The organism is Chryseobacterium elymi, from assembly GCF_003385495.1.
Lineage (GTDB): Bacteria > Bacteroidota > Bacteroidia > Flavobacteriales > Weeksellaceae > Chryseobacterium > Chryseobacterium elymi.
This window is the reverse complement of record NZ_QNUH01000021.1, coordinates 26,575-46,325: the sequence shown is the minus strand read 5'-3', so window position 1 is coordinate 46,325 and position 19,751 is coordinate 26,575. Positions and strand designations below refer to the sequence as shown.

At 38.3% G+C, this 19,751-nt stretch carries 15 protein-coding genes; 3 read left to right on the top strand and 12 right to left on the bottom strand.

The genetic code is table 11. From position 1 onward, the window contains the following. Positions 1-27 precede the first annotated feature (27 nt). The 4 genes from DRF60_RS17960 to DRF60_RS17945 all read right to left on the bottom strand — a co-directional run bounded on the left by DRF60_RS17960 (position 28) and on the right by DRF60_RS17945 (position 6,575). Positions 28-774 (bottom strand): hypothetical protein, encoded by a 747-nt coding sequence (locus DRF60_RS17960; RefSeq protein WP_157967975.1) that lies wholly within the window; start codon positions 772-774, stop codon positions 28-30. Between the two features lie 150 nt (positions 775-924). Next, on the bottom strand, positions 925-4,410 hold the full coding sequence (locus DRF60_RS17955) for a glycosyltransferase family 117 protein (protein ID WP_116013976.1): 3,486 nt from the start codon (positions 4,408-4,410) through the stop codon (positions 925-927). Between the two features lie 110 nt (positions 4,411-4,520). Next, complete coding sequence (locus tag DRF60_RS17950) at positions 4,521-5,309, bottom strand: SDR family oxidoreductase (RefSeq protein WP_116013973.1); 789 nt, start codon at positions 5,307-5,309, stop codon at positions 4,521-4,523. 99 nt (positions 5,310-5,408) lie between these two features. After that, on the bottom strand, positions 5,409-6,575 hold the full coding sequence (locus DRF60_RS17945; protein ID WP_116013971.1) for a cytochrome-c peroxidase: 1,167 nt from the start codon (positions 6,573-6,575) through the stop codon (positions 5,409-5,411). A gap of 359 nt (positions 6,576-6,934) precedes the next feature. On the opposite strand from DRF60_RS17945, the gene DRF60_RS17940 reads away from it, so the two are divergent. Then, positions 6,935-7,237, top strand: a complete 303-nt coding sequence (locus DRF60_RS17940; protein WP_123902702.1) for a hypothetical protein — start codon at positions 6,935-6,937, stop codon at positions 7,235-7,237. Positions 7,238-7,324: 87 nt separating this feature from the next. Here the strand turns inward: DRF60_RS17940 and DRF60_RS17935 are convergent, their stop codons facing one another. The 7 genes from DRF60_RS17935 to DRF60_RS17905 form a co-directional block, all read right to left on the bottom strand. Continuing rightward, positions 7,325-7,690 carry a response regulator gene (locus tag DRF60_RS17935; protein WP_116013965.1) on the bottom strand — a complete coding sequence of 122 codons (366 nt, stop codon included), beginning with the start codon at positions 7,688-7,690 and terminating at the stop codon, positions 7,325-7,327. A 43-nt stretch (positions 7,691-7,733) separates the two neighbouring features. Continuing rightward, a complete protein-coding gene (locus DRF60_RS17930; RefSeq protein ID WP_116013962.1) occupies positions 7,734-8,306 on the bottom strand; it encodes a chemotaxis protein CheB in 573 nt (190 codons plus the stop codon). Between the two features lie 9 nt (positions 8,307-8,315). Continuing rightward, positions 8,316-9,146, bottom strand: coding sequence for a CheR family methyltransferase (locus tag DRF60_RS17925; RefSeq protein ID WP_116013959.1), 831 nt, complete (start codon positions 9,144-9,146; stop codon positions 8,316-8,318). Further along, positions 9,147-9,512 carry a response regulator gene (locus DRF60_RS17920; protein WP_167443746.1) on the bottom strand — a complete coding sequence of 122 codons (366 nt, stop codon included), beginning with the start codon at positions 9,510-9,512 and terminating at the stop codon, positions 9,147-9,149. It lies immediately after the preceding gene. Then, a complete protein-coding gene (locus tag DRF60_RS17915) occupies positions 9,513-13,118 on the bottom strand; it encodes a response regulator (RefSeq protein WP_116013956.1) in 3,606 nt (1,201 codons plus the stop codon). 7 nt (positions 13,119-13,125) lie between these two features. After that, positions 13,126-14,601, bottom strand: a complete 1,476-nt coding sequence (locus DRF60_RS17910) for a hybrid sensor histidine kinase/response regulator (protein ID WP_116013953.1) — start codon at positions 14,599-14,601, stop codon at positions 13,126-13,128. A 350-nt stretch (positions 14,602-14,951) separates the two neighbouring features. Beyond that, positions 14,952-16,751: a serine hydrolase gene (locus DRF60_RS17905; RefSeq protein ID WP_116013950.1), complete on the bottom strand. Its 1,800-nt coding sequence runs from the start codon at positions 16,749-16,751 to the stop codon at positions 14,952-14,954. 243 nt (positions 16,752-16,994) lie between these two features. On the opposite strand from DRF60_RS17905, the gene DRF60_RS17900 reads away from it, so the two are divergent. Further along, positions 16,995-17,828 (top strand): helix-turn-helix domain-containing protein, encoded by an 834-nt coding sequence (locus DRF60_RS17900; RefSeq protein ID WP_116013948.1) that lies wholly within the window; start codon positions 16,995-16,997, stop codon positions 17,826-17,828. 82 nt (positions 17,829-17,910) lie between these two features. After that, a complete protein-coding gene (locus DRF60_RS17895; RefSeq protein WP_116013945.1) occupies positions 17,911-18,459 on the top strand; it encodes a YbhB/YbcL family Raf kinase inhibitor-like protein in 549 nt (182 codons plus the stop codon). A 50-nt stretch (positions 18,460-18,509) separates the two neighbouring features. On the opposite strand, the gene DRF60_RS17890 is transcribed toward DRF60_RS17895, so the two are convergent. After that, complete coding sequence (locus tag DRF60_RS17890) at positions 18,510-19,604, bottom strand: hypothetical protein (RefSeq protein WP_116013943.1); 1,095 nt, start codon at positions 19,602-19,604, stop codon at positions 18,510-18,512. Between the last annotated feature and the right edge of the window lie 147 nt (positions 19,605-19,751).

Here is a 19,751-nt window from a genome sequence, read left to right as displayed (position 1 = left end):
AAAAAATAAGTCCTTTTCCGGACTTTTCTAAAGATTAGAGACTTCCAGCTCATCGAAGTCTTTAATCTCTGAAAGAGTTATCAGTTTTGTTGTTTTTAATTTTCTCCAGGTATCTTCAAATACTTCATCTCCACTTTCAGCACCTTCATTCACATTTATTCTGTCAAGCTGCTTTCCGGTTAGAAAATTAATGCTGGTTGTACTGTTTACCCTCGGACCGGTATTGGAACTTTCATCATAGCCAATTAGTTTAAAATCTGACTGTCCATATCTGAAGGTGTAGGTCCAGTAGCCATATCTGCCGTGAGCATAATGAATATATAACTTATCCTTTTCAGCATAAACATTCAGTTCAGGGGCATAGTAAACGCCTCCGTCCTCATTTTCTGAAGAGAAACAGGTTTCATTTTTGGCAGCCAATTCGTACCCTTCATTTTTCTTAAAGAGAATGATCAGGCCGCGGCGGTTACGGTCCAGTTTTCCACGGAATTCATCGGAAATGATCTTGCTTGGATCTGTTTTTTTGATGATAAGAATACAGTCCTCTGCTCCATCTTTATTTAAATCACCGAAGGACTTTTTGAAAACTTTATAGCCTTCCGGAATAAAACCAGAAGGGTCTTTTTTTGTTTCAGCTTCTGTTCCGGTCTTTTCAGGCTCAGCGACTGCAGGAGTGCTGGCGGAATTTTTTTGAATGGGCTCAGACTTTTTCTCTTCTTTTGAACATCCGACAATCATTAGAAGTGGAAGGAGAAGCAACCATTTAAAATTCATTACACAGCTTATATTTCTCATGGGAATGATGTGTTAAAACTCAAATGTAAGAAACTCTTCTATTATTTTTTCTAAGATGTTATTTTTAAACACCTCAATGAATAAGTATCTATTTATCAATTGATTATTTATTTTTTTTATTCAAAACATCTATTGGGTAATTTTGATCATTTCCCTCGTAATCTGATCTTCTTTTTCTTTTGAATACGTAGAATCGAAAGGTTGCATCACATCGAACAAATATTGATAAAAAGGAGTGATCTTTTGTACATTTTCAGATTCCTTTATCGCCTTTTCTTTACCCATCTGCTGAAGTTCTTTGAGGAAAGTATTGAATTTCTTATCAATTGGCTCTATAGATTTTACCAGGTAAGCATATGCCTTTTCATTCTGTCCCAATTTCTTATAAGCATCTGTAACCGCTGATACCACCATCGAGTATTCCATTGGCTTCACTCTCATCTGCTTGGCTGACTGTCTCTGAAATGTTGGTGAAAGACTCAGATAGTAATCGTATTCTTCAAGGATCTCTTTTTTAAGGATTTCTGCCAGCTGAAGTCCTTTTTTCTCCTGCCCTGCAATGATATATCCGGTGACCATAGAGCTCAATGAGCGGGGATCATTATATTTCTCTGCAGGAATCTCTTTTGAAGCAAGATCTAATAATTCTATAGCTTTAGCTTTCTGTCCTTTTAATGCCAATGTCGAAGCGGCCCTTCCGGTCGTCATTCTGTAGCCCATAATGTTTGAGGTGGCTGCCTCATCATAATGAATACCCAGGTCTTTAAAATTCCCCCATCTGAAGTTCTTCACAACATTATAAAGTGAATTGACATCTACTCTGCCTATATCACCATCCAGATTTGGAGCTGTATGAATAGGCACTAATTTGTAGCTGAAACCTTCAAACTGAAGATATTCGTTCAGGTAGAAAACATTTTCACTGTCGTAGATTCCTCCCGATGAGAAGTTGATGGGACGTTTCCAGTCGAAATTGGCCAGCATATCCAGCATCATAAGGTTATTTTTATAAAGCGTGTTTCCTTTATAAGTGATCATGATCTGGTTTACAACGTCCGGAAGGTCTGCCTGAGTGATGATTCCTGCTTTTAATGCATTTTCTTTGTTGACAGGAAGAATGAACTTGTTTACCGGAAGAATATTATATTCCGCATATTTTTCTTCCCCGAAGTACATTTTCAGAAGCTCATCTTTTTCAGGAGATTTAAACTTTAGAAAGTTGATTGCTTCCTTCAATGTCAGTGAATCCTGTGTAAGGTATTTTCTGAAGGCTCCAAATTGTGTATCAGGGACACTTTGTTCTTTCAGCATAGAAAAAATTCCTTCCCAGTCTTCTTTCTTCATCATGTAGATCTGGTCATTCACTCCGTCTCTGTAATCCTCGTGAGTCAGTTCACTTGGAATTGCCGCTGCATTGTATGTTTTTCTTTTTACCTGATCAATATACCATGGGGTCGCCAACAGAGTGAAATTTACAGTTTTTACGTCATCACGGAACCTTTCTGTTTCCTGAATCGCCCATACAGGAAAGGTATCGTTATCTCCGTAGATAAAAATGATATCATCTTTAGACAGTGATTTCAAAAATGAATAGGCATAGTCACGCGCTGCCGATTTTTTGCTGCGGTCATGCGGCGTATAGTTCTGGAAGCCCATCATAAAAGGGATACCTAATAAAACTACTCCCAAAACAATATTGGCTCCGTTTGATTTTATCTTAGACTGGATAAACCATAAGATAGCTCCGGCTCCAAGGCCAATCCAGATCGCAAATGCATAGAAGGAACCGACCATCGCATAATCTCTTTCCCTTACTTCAAAAGGTTTCACACCCGTGTAGAAAACAATTCCGACACTTGTTAAAATAAATAATGAAAGCAGTGCATAGAATCTCCCAAAGTCCCTGTTCAGCTGGAAAAAGAAACCGATTAGTCCTAAGATTAAGGGTAAAAAGAAGAATTTAACCGTGCTTTCATTCTTGAATTTAGCAGGCATTTTATCCTGGTTCCCAAGTAAAGCATTATCAATGAAAGGAATTCCGGAGATCCAGTTTCCTTTTGTGTTTTCCATATTTCCTTCAAGGTCGTTCTGTCTTCCCACGAAGTTCCACATCAGGTATCTTACAAAGTAATACCCGTTCTGGAACGTAATGAAATAATCCATATTCTGAGCCAGTGAAGGCTTCTGAACATTGATCAGGTTGTACGGCTTCACCTTCAGGTAATCTGCTGCCGTAATGGTTTTATCTTCATATTTTGCTCTCAGCTCATCAAAGATCTGTTTTGCCTCAGGATTGTCTGCCACATCTTCATTGGCATAATTGAAGGTAAAGTCAGGAGCTCCGTACATAGAAATGTAGTTTGCCATCACATCTTTGTCTTCATTAAACATTCTTGGCATCAGGCTAATCTGAGATTTACTGAATAGGTAATTGAACCGGTCACCGGTTTTTCTGTAAGTTCCGGTTTTTTCATCTTTTTCATAGATCTCACCGGTTTTCTTCGTTTTGAAGCTTCCGTCTTCATTTTTCTCCATTCCGTTGGCATCAAGGAAAGCAGTATAGTTTTGTCCGTAAATAGTTGGCCAGTCACCGTACTGCTCCCTGTTATAATAGTCCAGCATACCAATGGCAGTATCAGGATCATTAAGGTTCATCGGTGGATTTGCATTCGCTCTGATAGGAATAACCATCCAGCATGAGAATCCAATGATCATATAAACCACTGATAGGGCTACCGTTTGAAAAACGTTTCTTTTGACTTTCCTCGCATATTTAACCATAAAATAAGACATTGCAGCCATCAGAATAAATGCTACTATCGTTCCTGAATGGAACGGAAGTCCAAGCCCGTTCACAAAGAATATTTCCAGTCTTCCGAACATCGTCATGATCAATGGGAAGATAATTTTGAAAACAATGATCAGAATTCCCAGTGTGATCACGTTGGCCCAGATAAAGTTTTTCCAGGTAAACTTGTAGTTTCTGGCATAATATACCAGACAAACGGCTGGCACTGCAAGCATCCCCATCATGTGTACTCCTACAGAAAGTCCCAATACAAAGAAAATAAGGATGATCCATCTTTCACTGTCTTTCGCCAGGTATTCATTTTCCCATTTGGTAATTAACCAAACGAGTAAAGCAATAAACATGGAAGCCATGGAATAGACCTCTCCTTCTACAGCAGAAAACCAGAAAGTATCTGAAAAAGTAAAGCATAATGCTCCTACAGCTCCTGCAAAAAGAATGGAGATTTCCTGGTGTTTTGTAATTTCATCAAAATCCTTGTTCAGCAGCCGTCTTACAAAATGGGTAATCGTCCAGAATAAGAATAAAATCGTCAGCGCACTGAACAATGCAGACATCGCATTGATCACAACAGCATAATTCTGCTCATTTCCCAATGCAAATATACTGGCCACAGCTCCCACAATCTGGAATAAAGCGGCTCCGGGAGCATGCGTTACTTCAAGTTTTACAGCTGAGGAAATATACTCACCGCAGTCCCAGAAGCTAAGATAATGTTCCATGGTGGAGAAATAGGTAATCAGTGCGATCACAAAAATCACCCATCCTAAAACAGTGTTCCATTTTTTAAAAGACCAGTTCTTCATAAACCATGTAGTTTCAATACATAGTAAGACAACCCAGATTGGGGAATTATTACATGATCATTAAGAAACGTAATACAATTATAAGTTTTATCTGAATATCTCCTTCAGAATTAATAGGTATTATTCAGTCCTCCATCTAAAGGAATACTGGCTCCGGTAAGATAAGATGAATATTCCGATGCCAGAAAAGCAGCCAGATGGCCATATTCTTCGGTTTTACCCAGTCTTTTCATGGGAATTTTATTTTCTCTGGCTTTTTTTATTTCTTCCTGAGATTTGCCTGTCTGCTGCGACTCGTGACTGATCAGATTCTGAATACGCTCCGTATCAAAATATCCTGTCAAAATATTGTTGATCGTAATCTGATGCTGTGCCACTTCATTGGATAATGTTTTTGCCCAGGCAATCACGGCTGAACGGATGGAGTTGGAAAGGGATAAATTATTGATCGGCTCTTTGACAGATAATGAAGAAACATTGATGATACGCCCATTTTTCTGTTTGATCATATGTGGCAAAGCCAGTAAAGTTGTCTCACAAACCGTTTTAAAAAGCAGGTCAAATGCTTTTTGATAGTCATCTACATTTTTATCCTGTGCCAGCCCCGGTTCCGGACCATTGGTATTGTTAACCAGGATATCTATAGAGTTATTGCTGAAATATTCGGAAATAATCCTTCTGTACTCTTCAAAATTAGAAAAATCGGCCACCAGATACTGATGCTTCTGACCGGAATTGATTACAGGCAATGAAGATGCCATCTTTTTAAGTTTTGCTTCATTGCGGGCCATTACAGTTACGTTAGCACCGCATTTGGCCAGCTCCAATGCTATTCCTGCACCTATTCCCTGGGTAGCAGCTCCTACTAAAGCATTTTTTGAAAAAAGTTCAATATTCATAAGTGGATCATTATTGAGGATTATTGCTCTATAAATGTAGCAAAAAGCTTGACATCCTGAGCCAATAGAACGCTAATTACTGATTATGCGAGAAGTATTTTACCTGGGTAATGCAGGAAGCAGCACTCTTTCCGGCTTTGTAGATAAAGTCCTTAGAAATGCTTCCAGTTGAGTAATTTCTTCATCCGTAAGATCCAGCAGCCTTACAAAACCTGATTTTTCAGAAGTAAGCGCTATTCCCTGATGAACTGTTGACCGTTTTTGGGAATGTTCAGGGTTTCCTCTGCTGTAAAAACTGATCACTTCCGTAAGTGTTGTCATGGAACCGTTATGCATCCAGGGGCCTGTTCTTGCGACTTCACGTAATCCGGGTACGCGGAATTTTCCGGCATCCTCCGGATTTTTAGTGACCGAATACCTACCCAGATCTTCTTCTTTTGATCCTAATAAAGAAGTTCCTACATTTTCAAACTGATTATTGGAAAAATAACCGGAGCTGTGACAGTTCATGCACTGGGCTTTGGTCCGGAAAAGATGCAGTCCCATCAGTTCATCATCAGAATAGACATCTGCTTTCCCATCAATGAACTGATCAAATTTAGAAGTTCCGTTCTTTATGGTTCTTTCAAAAGCCGCTATTGCCTTGGAAATCCTGTCTTTTGAGACCATTTTATCTCCAAATGCTTTTTCAAATAATATTTCATAGCCTTTAATCTTTGCAATTTTTCCGGCTGCGAGATCAATATGCCCGTTCATTTCCTTTTCATCACGAATCGGCATTTCCGACTGTTCTTCAAGAGATGCAACGCGGCCGTCCCAAAATAAAGACCGGGCATACCCTACATTCAGAATACTCATCGCGTTTCTGGTGCCGAGCTGCCTGTCGTGTCCGAAAGAGAAGGTCCGGTTATCACACCATCCGAGTTCGGGATCATGGCAGGAAGCGCATGCGATCTGATTGGATTGGGAAAGCCGCGGGTCGTAGAAAAGTGTTTTTCCCAACAAAGCTTTATCTTCAGAATAGGGATTATCCTCAGGAAACTGAATTTCAGGCAGATGTCCTATTTCAGAAAAATAAGGTACAGCTTGCGGATCCAGAATTGGTTTCGGCCATTTTGAAGGGTCTCCGGAAGAATATAATTTCCTCAGTTCAGCAAGGAATGAGGATTTTTTCCTGATTTCCTTTTGAATACTATTGCTGAAACAGTTATTCAAAAGAGACACCGTAAGAAATGTAATTAATATCCAGCTCAGGACATTCTTCATGAATATTGGATTTTGGCAAAAATAGGGAATCTCTTAAATACATTCAAAAATTGATAGGAAGATTCTGTTTTTCATGTTACATACAGCAAATTTTACAAAAAGCTCTTATGAATCTCTTTGTACAACTCTCCATATGCCTGGACAAGATTCTCTAAACTAAATCCGCGGTTCAGGCCACTTGTTTCGGTAAGACCCCAACCCGGCATTCACAAAAATCTTCGGGCTGTCCTCCCATGGGCAAGATCATATTTATTTTAAAACTACCAATAACCATCTTCGTTGTGACTGACTATCAATGAAAAAACGCTAAAAAGCAATTGTGGCATAAATATTATTGTATATTATATAAAATGCACCAGATGGAAAACATGTTACAAAATATAGATCTGATACACCGGTATTTGTCAATTAGTATAACAGACCAGTTTTATTCAACCGTTGATTTGGAAGGCGAGTATACTTTTACACAGAATATTGTCTCTAAAAAGACCATCATTGTTTCTACATTTACAAGCAAAATATTACTGCATCCTCAACTGAAATTATTTTTAACCGCACTGATTACTGAAATTAATAACGGAAAATGCACTGTTGAACTTATCCGTGAAAGAATCAGACATTTTGAGGAAATAAGGTATCTGCCTGTCAGAAAGATTATTTAAATCAATAATCCTTACACAGCTGATGTAAGGATTACTCTGTTTACTCTAAAATTGCATTTTATATAAATGCCTATCAGTTTAATTTATCTATTCCTGTAAATATTTAGCCACTTTTTCTTCCAGATCATCAAGATTGAATGGCTTTGCCACATAATCATCAGCCTGAGCCTCTTGTGCCAATCTCACGATGTCATTGTTAGCTGTTACATAAATAACAGGGATTGATCTGAACTCTTCATGACCTTTCAGAAGCTGGGTGGCCTGAACTCCTCCAATTTTTGGAATCCAGTTATCCATGAGAATAACATCTGGCTGAAACTGCGACACTTTTTCCAAAATATCATGAGATGTTTCTGAAATTTCGACCTGATACCCATTCTCCTCAAAAATGATGGTAATGATCTCTAAAATAGTGGTATCATCATCAAAAATCAAAATTTTCTTTGTACTCATATTCGTTCTATTTAAATCTTTTAGGGTTGTTTTAATTTATTATTTACAACTGGTTGATATGTCCTGCCAGATTATCCGGCTTAATGATTAAATCACAGGCAACTTCCTGCAGAGCATGTCTGGGCATATACTCTACCTCGGCCGTCTCCGGTTCCTGAATCCAGACTTTTCCTTCATTTTTTTTGATAAATCCCAAACCTTCCACTCCATCAGCATTGGCTCCTGACAGGAGAATACCCACCAGGTTTTTTCCATACACTTCCGCAGCAGATTTGAAGGTTACATCGATGGATGGCCGCGAATAGTTCATTTTCTCTGAAAAATCCAGTGACATCATATTTTTGTTCTCGAACAGAAGGTGATAATCTGCAGGAACTACATATACTTTATTATTCTGAATTTCTGTTTTATCATCCACTTCCACCACTTCAATGGAAATGAACTGCTGCAGCAGCGTCTGCAAGATATTGGTTGAATAAGCCTTACGGTGCAGTATCAGAACAATAGGGAAACTTAGCTTATCTTTCAATTTTTTAAGCATTTCAAGAATGACCTGCAGACTTCCTGCGGACCCTCCTATGACCACTAATTCTGTTTTTGTGTTTTCTGTTGCCATGATCCTGTTTTACATATGTTCTGCTTTTTTCCAGATGCGCTGGTCATCTATCTGATGATAATTCCTGTCCAATTTGGAAAATCTGAGGGTTTCTTTTGCTCCCAGTGCGAGATAGCCCAAATTCTCAAGACTGTTATCAAAAAGCTTAAAAACACGTTCCTGCAGTTCCCTGTCAAAATAGATCAGCACATTTCTGCAGATGATCAGCTGAAAGCTGTTAAAAGAACTGTCCGAAACCAGGTTATGGGTAGATAAAATCAATTTTTCCTGTAAGCTTTTATCAAATCTTACACTATCATAATTCGCAGTATAATAATCTGAAAAATCTTTTTTTCCTCCAGATAACATGTAATTTTCTGAATAAGTTTTCATCTGCTGCAATGGAAAAACGCCTGAACGTGCAGTTTCCAAAACGGATGGATTGAGATCTGTACCGTAGATGAGTGATTTGTGGTAGAGATTGGCTTCTTTAAGCAGTATAGCTATGGAATAGGCTTCTTCCCCGGTAGAACATCCGGCCACCCAGATCCTGATCAGCGGATAGGTCCCGAGCTGCGGCAAGATCTTTTCCCTGAGTGATTTAAAGAAATGCGGATCGCGAAACATTTCTGTAACATTCACCGTTATTTCTTCTACAAAGCGCTTCAGGTATTCCGGATCATTAAGAATGGTATACCTGAGCTCTGCAAAGCTGGTAAATCTGTCGATCAGACAGATTCGGTTTACCCTACGTTTAAAAGAGGCCCGGCTATATTCTGAAAAATCATAGCCATACATCTCATAAACATCTTTTATAAGGTATTCCACTTCTTCATCTTTTACAATGCTCGGCTCCAACATTTATGAAAGTTTTTCTATGGCGGTAATCAACTGATCTACATCAATTGGTTTAGATACATAGTCCTGAGCTCCTGCATCGAGGCACTTCTGACGGTCTTCCGGCATTGCCTGTGCTGTAACGGCAATTACAGAAATGTGGCTGATAGCCGGAGTATTTCTGATCATCTTCACAGCTTCATATCCATCCATTTCAGGCATCATCATATCCATAAGGACAATATCTATTTCTTTTTCTTTTAAAATCTGAATAGCTACCTGAGCGCTGATACAGCTTTCACTCTGATATCCACGGGATTTCAGAGTGAGTTTGAGTGCAAATATATTACGTGGATCATCGTCCACAATTAAAATTTTCTTATTCATCATTTAACTTTCATATAACCAGACACGCAGTAAGGACAATAACTGATCAATATCCACAGGTTTCGAGATATAATCTGAGGCTCCGGCCTCGATACATTTTTCACGGTCTCCAATCATAGACTTTGCCGTAATGGCAATAATAGGAAGCCTTTTAAGAGCAGGCATTTTCCTGATCTCTTTTATGGTTTCATAGCCATCCATTTCAGGCATCATCATATCCATTAAAATAACGTCTATATCTCTGTGTTCTTTAATCTGCTGCAGGGCATGTTTTCCATCCATGGCAACAACGACCTCAACTTTATATTTTTCTAAAGCCTTGGTCAATGAGAATATATTACGGACATCATCATCAGTAATCAGAATTTTTTTGCCGCTTAACACTTCAGTCAATGATCCTAAAACTTTGTTTCTTGCCGTTTCAACAGAGTTATTTTTTTCTTCCACCAGATGCAGGAACAAACCTACTTCATCTAAAATCCGTTCGTAAGAATGAGCGGTTTTTACGACAATGGAATCTGCATACTGCTTGATCTTAAGTTCTTCGGATTTGGACAGACTGTGTTCTGTAAAAATAATGATGGGCAGGTTCTCCAGTCCTTCGTAACTTTTGATAGATTCAATGATCTGGTATTCATTCCCTTTTGAAGCTTCCAGAATGACGCAATCCACATGAGACGACGTCAGCGCTTCCACGCTGTCTTCAACATTATTTTCTACGGATAAGGAAATATTGAAATTACTCAGGAAGTAAGCCAGTGCACTGGCATGTTTAGCATTGTTTTCAACAATTAGGACCTTTTGCGGAGATTTCAGAAGAGCTTCTTCAATTTTCCTGAAAACATCGGTCATTTTATCGAGTGCCATCGGTTTATTAATGAAATCAATGGCTCCTTTCATCAGACTTTCTTTCTCAAGCTGCAATACAGACATCATATGCACTGGGATATGCCTGGTTACAGCATTGGATTTAAGCTCATCCATCACCTGCCAGCCGTCTTTCACCGGTAGCTGAACATCAAGCAAAATAGCCTGTGGGTGGTACTGAACGGCTGCGGATAATGCATAATCTCCTCTTACCACCACTACTCCTTTGTATTGGTTCATGCGGGCGTATTTGAGAAGTGCCTTAGCAAAATGAATATCATCTTCAACAATTAAAATCACCTTATCCTGTGCGGTTATTGAATCCCGGTCATCTTCTATGGCTTCCGGAATCGGTAATAGCTCTACTGGTAAGGACGGCTGGGGTTCCGAGTCGTCTAAAATGTTCTGAATTACTTCGACATCTTCACGAATGATATCCACCAAATGCTGGTCGGTTTCAGACTGAACTGTCTCAGATACAGCTTTTACAGGAATAATCAGACTGAATTCGCTGCCTTCATTTACTTTACTTTTCAGGGTTAACTCTCCTCCAAGCAGTCTGGCAATTTCACGGCTTATGGATAATCCCAATCCGGTTCCGCCAAATCTTCGGCGCGTAGAGCCGTCCGCCTGCTGAAATGCTTCAAAAATAATAGCCTGCTTTTCTTCCGGGATTCCTATTCCGGTATCTTTTACAGTGAAAACAATAAAGTTTTTATTTTTAGGGTCTTTCCCTATGTTCAGATCAATGCTTCCTTCTGATGTAAATTTCAAAGCATTTGACAAAAGGTTACGCAGCACCTGATCTACTCTAAGCCTGTCGGTCTCGATGTTTTTTTCAACATCACGCTCTATCTGAATATCAAATCTGAGTTTCTTTTCCTGAACAACCGGATTGAATAGGTTTTTCAGATCTTTCACTACATCATCAATTGCAACATCCTGATATTCCAGTGACATTTTACCTGATTCTATTTTAGCCAGGTCAAGAATCTCATCAATAAGAGTCAGAAGGCTGCTTCCGGAGCTCTGAATAACTTTTGCAGATTCTATTTGATCTTCATTCAGGTTTTCATCAGGATTTTCGGCCATTAATCTTGAAAGGAGAAGAATTGAATTCAGCGGAGTCCTCAGTTCGTGGGACATATTAGCTAAAAATTCAGATTTGTATTTTGTACTTAGTGCAAGTTCTTCTACTTTTTTCTGAATTTCACTGTTTCTTTCTGCGATCAGGTGATTCTTTTCTTCAAGCATTCTTGAACGTTCTTCCAGTTCGGCATTGGCCTGCATCAGTTCTTCCTGCTGTACTTTCAGCTCTTCTTCAGATGCCTGAAGTTTCTGTGTCTGGGCTTCCAGTTCGGTGTTCAGATTTTCCAGTTCGGCATGTTGCACCTGCAATTCTTCTGATTGAGCCTGGGTTTCTTCCAGGAGCTGCTGTTCTTTTTCGCGGCCTTTGGCTGCATTTAAGGCTATTCCGATATTGCGGCTGCTTTCGGCAAAATAATTAATTTTGTCTTCATCAAAATCTGAAGTTGATCCTAATTCCAGTATTCCGATACAGTGACCGTCTGCATGAACCGGAAATAATAATATGCTGTTAATTTTTATCCTGCTGCTGGCAAAGCTTACGGCAAAATCTTCTTCACGAAGGTTGTTATAGACCTGCATTTTTTCATTGGCAAAAGCCTGTCCTACCATTCCTTCTCCCGGCTCGAAAGTTTTTTTCATTGTACTTTCCAGACCAAAAGCTGTACTAAGCTTAAGGATTCCTTCATCAAACAGATACAGAGCACCATTGATGCATTTACTATATTCCACAAGCTGGTTTAAGGATGCATCAGAGACTTCTTTCACAGATTTATTGCCTACTAAAGATTCATTGAGTAAAGCAAGACCTTTTTGGCGCCAGTCACTTTTATTAATTTTTTCGAAAGACCTTTTAAGGGAATCAGTCATATGGTTCAGGGAATCTACCAGATCTCCGAGGTCATCCTGTGAATGATCTACTGCTTTCTGGCTGTAATCTCCATTGGCCACCCTGTTCGCTATCTGCTGAACAGCACTTACACGTCTGCTTATTTCCAGATCTTTTGATCTTAATTCTTTTTCTAATTTGTCTCTTCGGATTAAATCTGCTCTGAGCTTAAAATAAAAGAATATGGTGACAATTACTGCCGCTATTGCCGAAACAACAATAAACATAACAGTTGTACCGGATGAGCGGTTAAGGTCTTTATTTTTAATTTCAAGCTGGTTTTCTTCGTACTGTACAAAATCACAGACGATCTGGCGACATTTGTCCATATAGCTTTTGCTCAGCAGGATCTGCTGCTGGGTCATTATAATACCATTCCGCCTGTTCTGGACAAAGTGCTTTAAATTATCAATATTGCTGTTAACATTTTTTTCCAGATCATGTAAACGCTGCAGCTGTTTTGGATCTGAGATATCTAAAGATTTTGCCCGTTCTATCGCTTTAGAAAATTCGCTTAAACTGCGGTTGTAAGGCTCAAGAAAACTTTCTTTTCCGGTAAGCTGGTAACCTCTGTTTCCTGTTTCTGCATCCAGTAAAGCAACAAGAACGTCTTTTACGGCCGTTATTGATCTTCTGCTTTGAGAAAGGCTTTCGCGATGATCCATCTGTCTCTGAATACTCAGATAAGATGCAACTGAACTTGCAATCAGGATCAGCAAAGATAACCCGACCCCAAACTGAAGATTTCTGATTATTTTTTTCGGCATGAGAAATTTAGTTTAAAGGTAAAGTGAAATAGAAAGTAGAACCTTCTTCTACTTTACTGGATACTCCTATGGTTCCGTGATGCTGTTTGATGATTTCTGAACAGATAAACAACCCTATTCCCATTCCCTGAAACTGCAGCGAGGATTCTTCTACACGGTAAAATTTGTGGAATACGGCGTGCTGCTTAAAGTCCGGAATTCCTATTCCGAAATCTGTGACACTTACTTTTACTTCCTGCTTTTCTTCGTCTACAAACGTAGTGACTATAATCTGGTTATTCTGAGGAGAATATTTTATGGCATTGGTAAGGAAATTAATGAGAACCTGCTCTATACGTACTTCATCTAAAGGAATCAGAATATCCGGATTTATACCATGCCATTTTATATTGACTTTATTTTCGTCATGAGTCTGGATAATGGTTTCCACCGCATTGCTTATGATCTTTTCAAGGCTGGTTGGTTTTTTGTTAATTTTCAGTTTTCCGTTTTCTATTTTCGAAACATCCAAGAGGTCAGTAATCAGGTTATTCAGTTTTTCGATCTGATCCTGGGCCTTGCTCATAAAGCCTGCTTCAGCACTTTGCTTATCCAATTTTAATTTACGATCCAGAAGCTGAACATAAGCTTTTATACTGGTCAAAGGCGTTTTCAGCTCATGACTGGCGATACTCAGGAATTCATCTTTTTCTTTTTCTACTTTTTTCTGGTCATCAATATCGGTAAAGGTTCCTACCCACTTTTTGATTACATTTCCTTCCTTCACCGGGGTTATACGAAGGAGATGATATCTGTATTCTCCGGAATCTACTTTTTTTATTCGGGCCTCTAACTCGAGTGCCTGACTCTTTTTGTGACAGCGGTTAAATTCTTCTCTGATATTAAGATCATCGGGATGCACCTCGGGAAAATCCACATCTGTATCCGAGTATTGGTGCCACTTGCAGTTGACAAATTCTATATTTCCATCTTCATTAAGTGTAAATGCAATCTGCGGCAGAGATTCCAGCATAAGCTGAAAGTGATCAATCTGGGATTTCATGGTCACCTGCGATTCGCGTCTGCCTTTAACCTCCAGCTCCAGACTCTGCTGAGTCTTTCTCATGGCCATGTTCTGCTCCTGTAGATTGTAGAAGGTTTTAACTTTAAGCAACAGAATTTCAGGATCTACAGGTTTTGTCACGTAGTCCTTTCCTCCTGAAGCATATCCCCGGGTTATAAATTTCTTTTCGGTATTGACTGCGGATAAAAATATGATAGGAACCTCTTTTGTTTTGCTGTAGTCTGCCAATGTTTCAGCCACTTCAAAACCATCCATTCCAGGCATCTGCACATCCAGAATAATGAGTGCATAATTATTTTTTATTGTTTTTCCTAATGCTTCTTCTCCTGAACTGGCCGTATCTACCTGAAAGTTTTTAGATTCCAGCAGTTTTTTCAATGAATAGAGATTGCTTTGGTTATCATCAACAATTAAGATCATAAGATGAATCAGTACTTGGGTTTATTTACTTTTAAATACTGCCAAAAATACTTACAAAATTTCGAAAAACATTGATTTTTTAATCATTTTATGCCTACATACCACACATATACACTTATAAATTAATTTTCAAAAAAGATATTAGCAAAGATTTCCTTATAACCACAAAAAGTATCAATATTTTAGATAAAAAAACTGAACAATAAGCATATACAAAAAGTTATCATTACAAAAATTCTAACCATTCCTGTAATAGGTCTCTGATATCTGCCAACGGAAAAATATCAGCCTGCATCATATAAAATACGGATAATTAAGAACTGCCTTCAAAATATGAAAGCAGTTTGTTTTTATAATGTTTTCAAAACTTTTGCAGCGTTTTCATTTGCAGGATTTACCTGCAGTAATTTTTGATAGGTTTCTTTTGCTTTTTCTTTTTGCCCGGCCTTCATATAGGCTTCTCCCAGACTGTCATAAGCGTTTGCACTTTCCGTATATAACAAGGTATTTAAACGGAAAACATCAATGGCTTTTGTGAAATCTTTTTTATTGAGTAACGAATAGCCTACGTCGTTCAGATAATTTTCGGAAAGAAGATGATGATTCAACTCTTTGGCTTTTGCCTTCCTGTAAGCGTCCAACCCTTCATCAAAATTTCCTTCCAGAATCATTTCCAAAGGAATCTTTTCATTGTCACTCAACTTCAAACCCTTTCTGATTTTACCATTGCGGAGAACCTGATCCAGTTCTGTCTTTCCTGTCTGCCCATTTTTCACCAGCTTAAGCTTAAAGTCCCATTCCCGGACTGCATAAGTATCTTTTCCCGTTTTTAGAAGTTCCATAGGAGTTTCCGTATTGTTCACCGCTATCAGCTTTCCTTTTTCACTATAGATCTTGAAAAAGCCATAGGTATCATTGCTGTAACGACCAGTATAACTGAAATCTTCATTATTTAAGGGTAAAACTTTATTAACCGGAGAATTAAACTCAGGCCAGTGATAGACTTCTGCTACCGAGCGCACCAGTTCTTCTACAAACTCAGGTTTGTTGGTATTGGTTAAAACTACAATCCCGTCACCACTTGTTTTACTGGCAATAAATCTGCTTGAAAAGCCTTCATTCCAACCCCCATGATTGAAATAGACATGTCCTTCCCTATTCTCCAGAAAGACTCCCAATCCCATAAACGGATCAATAAAAGGGGTTGTAAATTCTTCAGCCGTTTTTTGTGAAATAATGGTACTGCTTTTGCCACTAAGGGTATTTTGGACATCAATTATAAATTTAGACATATCTTCAGCAGTGGTCCATAAACCGGCAGGCGCCTGTTCAGGATAGGTATGGTATTTTCCGGGAACCTTTATACCCTCCTGATTATATGCTGTAGCAGCTAATTGGACCTGAGCTTCAGGCAAAGGTTGGGAAAAGGTACTGTTCTTCATATTCAGAGGTATCAGTACTTTCTCGTTCATAATAGTGGTAAAATCCTTTCCTTCTATGTCCATCATCATTTGCTGCATGACACAATATCCGCCCCCTGCATACCTGAAAGGTGTTCCGGGAGCTTTATCTACGAAAACAGCCGGAGTATTGGAAGGGCTTTGCCCATTCAGAAGCTGAACAAGTGTAGGAACAGGCTTACCGGGTTCATATCCTGGAAAACCACTTACGGTAAATCCTGCCGTGTGACTGGCTATATTTTTGAAACTTACTTTTTTTTCTTTTGTAAATTCATTTTCGGGAATTTTCCAGGATTTCAGGTAGGTATTTACATCAGCGTCCGGATTTATTTTCCCAGCTTCAACTTCAGACAGTGCTGCATACACACTCACCGGCTTACTCATAGATGCTGCCTGAAACAACGTTTGGTTATTTACCGGAATTTTGGATTCTATATCTGCAAAACCATAGGCCTTGCTCCAGATTACTTTAGAATTTTTAATAACTGCAATGCTGACTCCGGGAATATTGTAATGTTTCATCCTGGATTCTAAGGTCCAGAGAGGGTCGCCCTGAAAACGGACCGCAGGCATCAGTCCTGCTTCTACTTTGGAAATCTCATTGTTTAATTGGGACTTTGTCTGCGCAGATAATGGAAGACAGGCTATTCCGATGATAAGTGCAGTATAAAAAGGAGCATTGGCTTTCATTTTTATTTTGAAATTTAGTTGTTCAAAAATAGACAAGTTTTAGCAGGAATTGAATAAATTATTTTACTATTAAAAAAAATTTGCTTATATGACACTATTGTCCCTCTTTATTACATCTCTATCGTTTAGGGTTCAGTTTGGTCCGATAAAGGACTAATAAATGGAAGACTTACTCATTAATTATTTGAATTTGTACATTCGTGTCTGCAAAAAATGGCGTAAAACGATCAATCAAATATCCCAATGAAAACAATTACCCTTCCTGACGAACTTCAATTACAACAGCAATCTGTGCAGATTTTTGATTATCACAGCTCACAGGAAGTAGCTAAGCAACAAATCATTCTGAATCAAAACACGTTTAGTTTTTTAATGGAAGGAACCAAGGAAGTTATTTTTGATAATTCTTCTGTTTCAATAGACCATTCTGCTTTTTTAATGATGAAGTCGGGACATTGCCTGATGACTGAAAAACTTTCAGAAAAAAATCATTACAAAAGTGTTCTTTTATTTTTCACCAATGATATTTTATTAAAATTCTTAAGAAAAATAGAGCTCAGCACGACCCAATCTGTAGAATATCATCCTGTTTATTCATTTAGTTATGATGAATTTATACGTCGTTTTGTAGATAGCTTACTGGATATCACCCACCTTTCAAAAAACACACAGCATCAGATTCTGGAAGTAAAACTGGAAGAAATCCTCCTCTATCTGGCAGAAATATATGGAACAGATTTTCTGTATTCACTAACTTTAAAACACAATGACAGCCCTCAAAAGTTCATTCGTACAGTAGAAAGGAATCAGCTGAGTAAACTGTCGCTTAGTGAACTGGCCTTTTTGTGCAACATGAGTATATCTACTTTCAAAAGAACGTTTGAAAAACATTATGCTGAATCACCTATGAAGTGGTTTCAAAACAAGAGGTTGGAACATGCTCATTATTTGCTTAATCAGGGACAGAAGAATTCCTCTGAAATTTATGAGGAAGCAGGGTATGAAAATTTGTCCAGTTTCATTCAGACCTATAAATCAAAATATGGAATGACACCGAAACAGCACCATAAAAATTGACCATTTAGCAACAGTTTTTGGACATTTCGCTAAGATTATTAAACCTGATCTCCTCTAATTTTGCTTAAAGTTTTTAAATACAATGAAAAAAGCAAATTTAATTTTAGTGCTGTCCTTACTGTTTTCGACAGTAACCTTCGGACAAAAAACATTTACATTAACAAGCAATGATCTTGGCGGAGAAGCAACAAAAGTACAAGAATTCAATGGATTCGGTTGTTCGGGAGATAATCGGTCACCACAATTATCCTGGAAAAATGCACCGGAAGGAACGAAAAGCTTTGCACTAACCCTGTATGATCCTGATGCACCTACAGGCAGCGGATTTTGGCATTGGGTAGTATTTGATATTCCTTCTAACATCAATGAGCTGGTTACCAACGCAGGAAATGTACAACTTCATTTAGCTCCAAAAGGATCTGTTCAAAGTATCACGGATTATGGAATCAAGGGGTTTGGAGGCCCCTGCCCGCCTGAAGGACACGGATCTCACCGCTATATCATGACGGTCTATGCTTTAAAAACAGCTAAACTTGGGCTTTCCGAAAATACTAACCCGGCAATAGTAGGTTTTAATCTTTGGGGACAAACCTTAGCAAAAGCCAGTATTATTGTGTATTATGAAAGGTAAAAATTCCGGGCGCTAAGTCTCTGACTTAGCGCCCGGAATTTTTACCTTTCTTATTTGATTCTCCGGTTTAGAATAAGTATTTCTTTATTTTTACTTTCCTCATCAGCCATTGGATAAAAAATAACAGCATAGCTACTTTCAGCGGTTTTGTTGATTCCCGAAATAATTAAATTTCCTTTCTCCATTGATAGAATATCTTGGGTTATGAGGTTTTTATATCCTTTTTCATCTTTGCTGTAAAATAATTCCAAAAGAATATCATTTTTTATCGTAAACCAACCGTTTCCAAATTCACCGTTAAAATGCATTACAAAAGTATTTTCGGCAATTTTTACCGGTTGCCAGGTATTGAAAAATTCATTTTCCAGATCTGCCAGTTCTGTAGTAATGCATTGAAGATCCGGAGAAATGACCTCAACAGATATTTTCCCATCTTCTTCGCAAAGCAGGTATGAATTTTCATCAAAAGACAGATTGAGTATTTCCCAAAACCATTCCTTTCCGGAGTAGATCATTCTTTCGCGTTTTACATTTCCCGATTCATCAATCTGTCTGTGGAGCCAACCATTTTTATCATTAGCCAATAAATGAATTTCACCGTTATTCATGAATATTTTATTGTTTCTTGGAAAGTCTATTTTTATGTTGTGCTTCTTTTTTATAGTATCATTACTAAATTCGATAGAAAGCATTTTATCCGGTTTTGTTTCTGACCAGCTATCAACATCATAAAAAATTGAAAACCGATGGGTTGTCCCAACAAATTTTCCCGTAAAAGGCCTGTTTCCTTTTGGCTGTTCTATGGCTGCCCGGTTAAAAACAGGAATACTTATTTCAACTTCCTTATCGGGATGATAGGGAACCAGTGAGACAAAATTTCTCTGATCCGGACTTAAAAATAATGTCGGTAAAATGCCATCCTCTTCTTCAAAACTCTCATCATTTCCTTCTGGATCAATAAGGGTGTAAACTAGTTTATACGTCCCGTTTTTATGATAAACATAATTGGCTAAAAGTGTTTTGTCACCGCATGAAATGTTTCCGTGGCATGAGACTCCATTTGCTACAGACAGTGTTGTCAACGTTCCAAATTCAGTTTTCTTAATGACCGGTTGATAGGGATTTGCTTTATCCGGATTTTTCATATTTCTGTTATATATTGTATCTGTTAATAATTCCTGATCATATTGATACCCTTCATTTGTCCTGTTAATTTAAGAATAATTAAGTTAGGTAAAACTTCTTCAGGTTCCATTAGAGACAAACACACAATAACAGAAATTCTTTTTTAC

What these genes read in the sequence shown, in the direction of transcription:
- DRF60_RS17960 (WP_157967975.1), bottom strand. Translation starts at nt 774, where the DNA reads ATGAATTTTAAATGGTTGCTTCTCCTTCCACTTCTAATGATTGTCGGA.
- DRF60_RS17955 (WP_116013976.1), bottom strand. Translation starts at nt 4,410, where the DNA reads ATGAAGAACTGGTCTTTTAAAAAATGGAACACTGTTTTAGGATGGGTG.
- DRF60_RS17950 (WP_116013973.1), bottom strand. Translation starts at nt 5,309, where the DNA reads ATGAATATTGAACTTTTTTCAAAAAATGCTTTAGTAGGAGCTGCTACC.
- DRF60_RS17945 (WP_116013971.1), bottom strand. Translation starts at nt 6,575, where the DNA reads ATGAAGAATGTCCTGAGCTGGATATTAATTACATTTCTTACGGTGTCT.
- DRF60_RS17940 (WP_123902702.1), top strand. Translation starts at nt 6,935, where the DNA reads ATGGAAAACATGTTACAAAATATAGATCTGATACACCGGTATTTGTCA.
- DRF60_RS17935 (WP_116013965.1), bottom strand. Translation starts at nt 7,690, where the DNA reads ATGAGTACAAAGAAAATTTTGATTTTTGATGATGATACCACTATTTTA.
- DRF60_RS17930 (WP_116013962.1), bottom strand. Translation starts at nt 8,306, where the DNA reads ATGGCAACAGAAAACACAAAAACAGAATTAGTGGTCATAGGAGGGTCC.
- DRF60_RS17925 (WP_116013959.1), bottom strand. Translation starts at nt 9,146, where the DNA reads ATGTTGGAGCCGAGCATTGTAAAAGATGAAGAAGTGGAATACCTTATA.
- DRF60_RS17920 (WP_167443746.1), bottom strand. Translation starts at nt 9,512, where the DNA reads ATGATGAATAAGAAAATTTTAATTGTGGACGATGATCCACGTAATATA.
- DRF60_RS17915 (WP_116013956.1), bottom strand. Translation starts at nt 13,118, where the DNA reads ATGCCGAAAAAAATAATCAGAAATCTTCAGTTTGGGGTCGGGTTATCT.
- DRF60_RS17910 (WP_116013953.1), bottom strand. Translation starts at nt 14,601, where the DNA reads ATGATCTTAATTGTTGATGATAACCAAAGCAATCTCTATTCATTGAAA.
- DRF60_RS17905 (WP_116013950.1), bottom strand. Translation starts at nt 16,751, where the DNA reads ATGAAAGCCAATGCTCCTTTTTATACTGCACTTATCATCGGAATAGCC.
- DRF60_RS17900 (WP_116013948.1), top strand. Translation starts at nt 16,995, where the DNA reads ATGAAAACAATTACCCTTCCTGACGAACTTCAATTACAACAGCAATCT.
- DRF60_RS17895 (WP_116013945.1), top strand. Translation starts at nt 17,911, where the DNA reads ATGAAAAAAGCAAATTTAATTTTAGTGCTGTCCTTACTGTTTTCGACA.
- DRF60_RS17890 (WP_116013943.1), bottom strand. Translation starts at nt 19,604, where the DNA reads ATGAAAAATCCGGATAAAGCAAATCCCTATCAACCGGTCATTAAGAAA.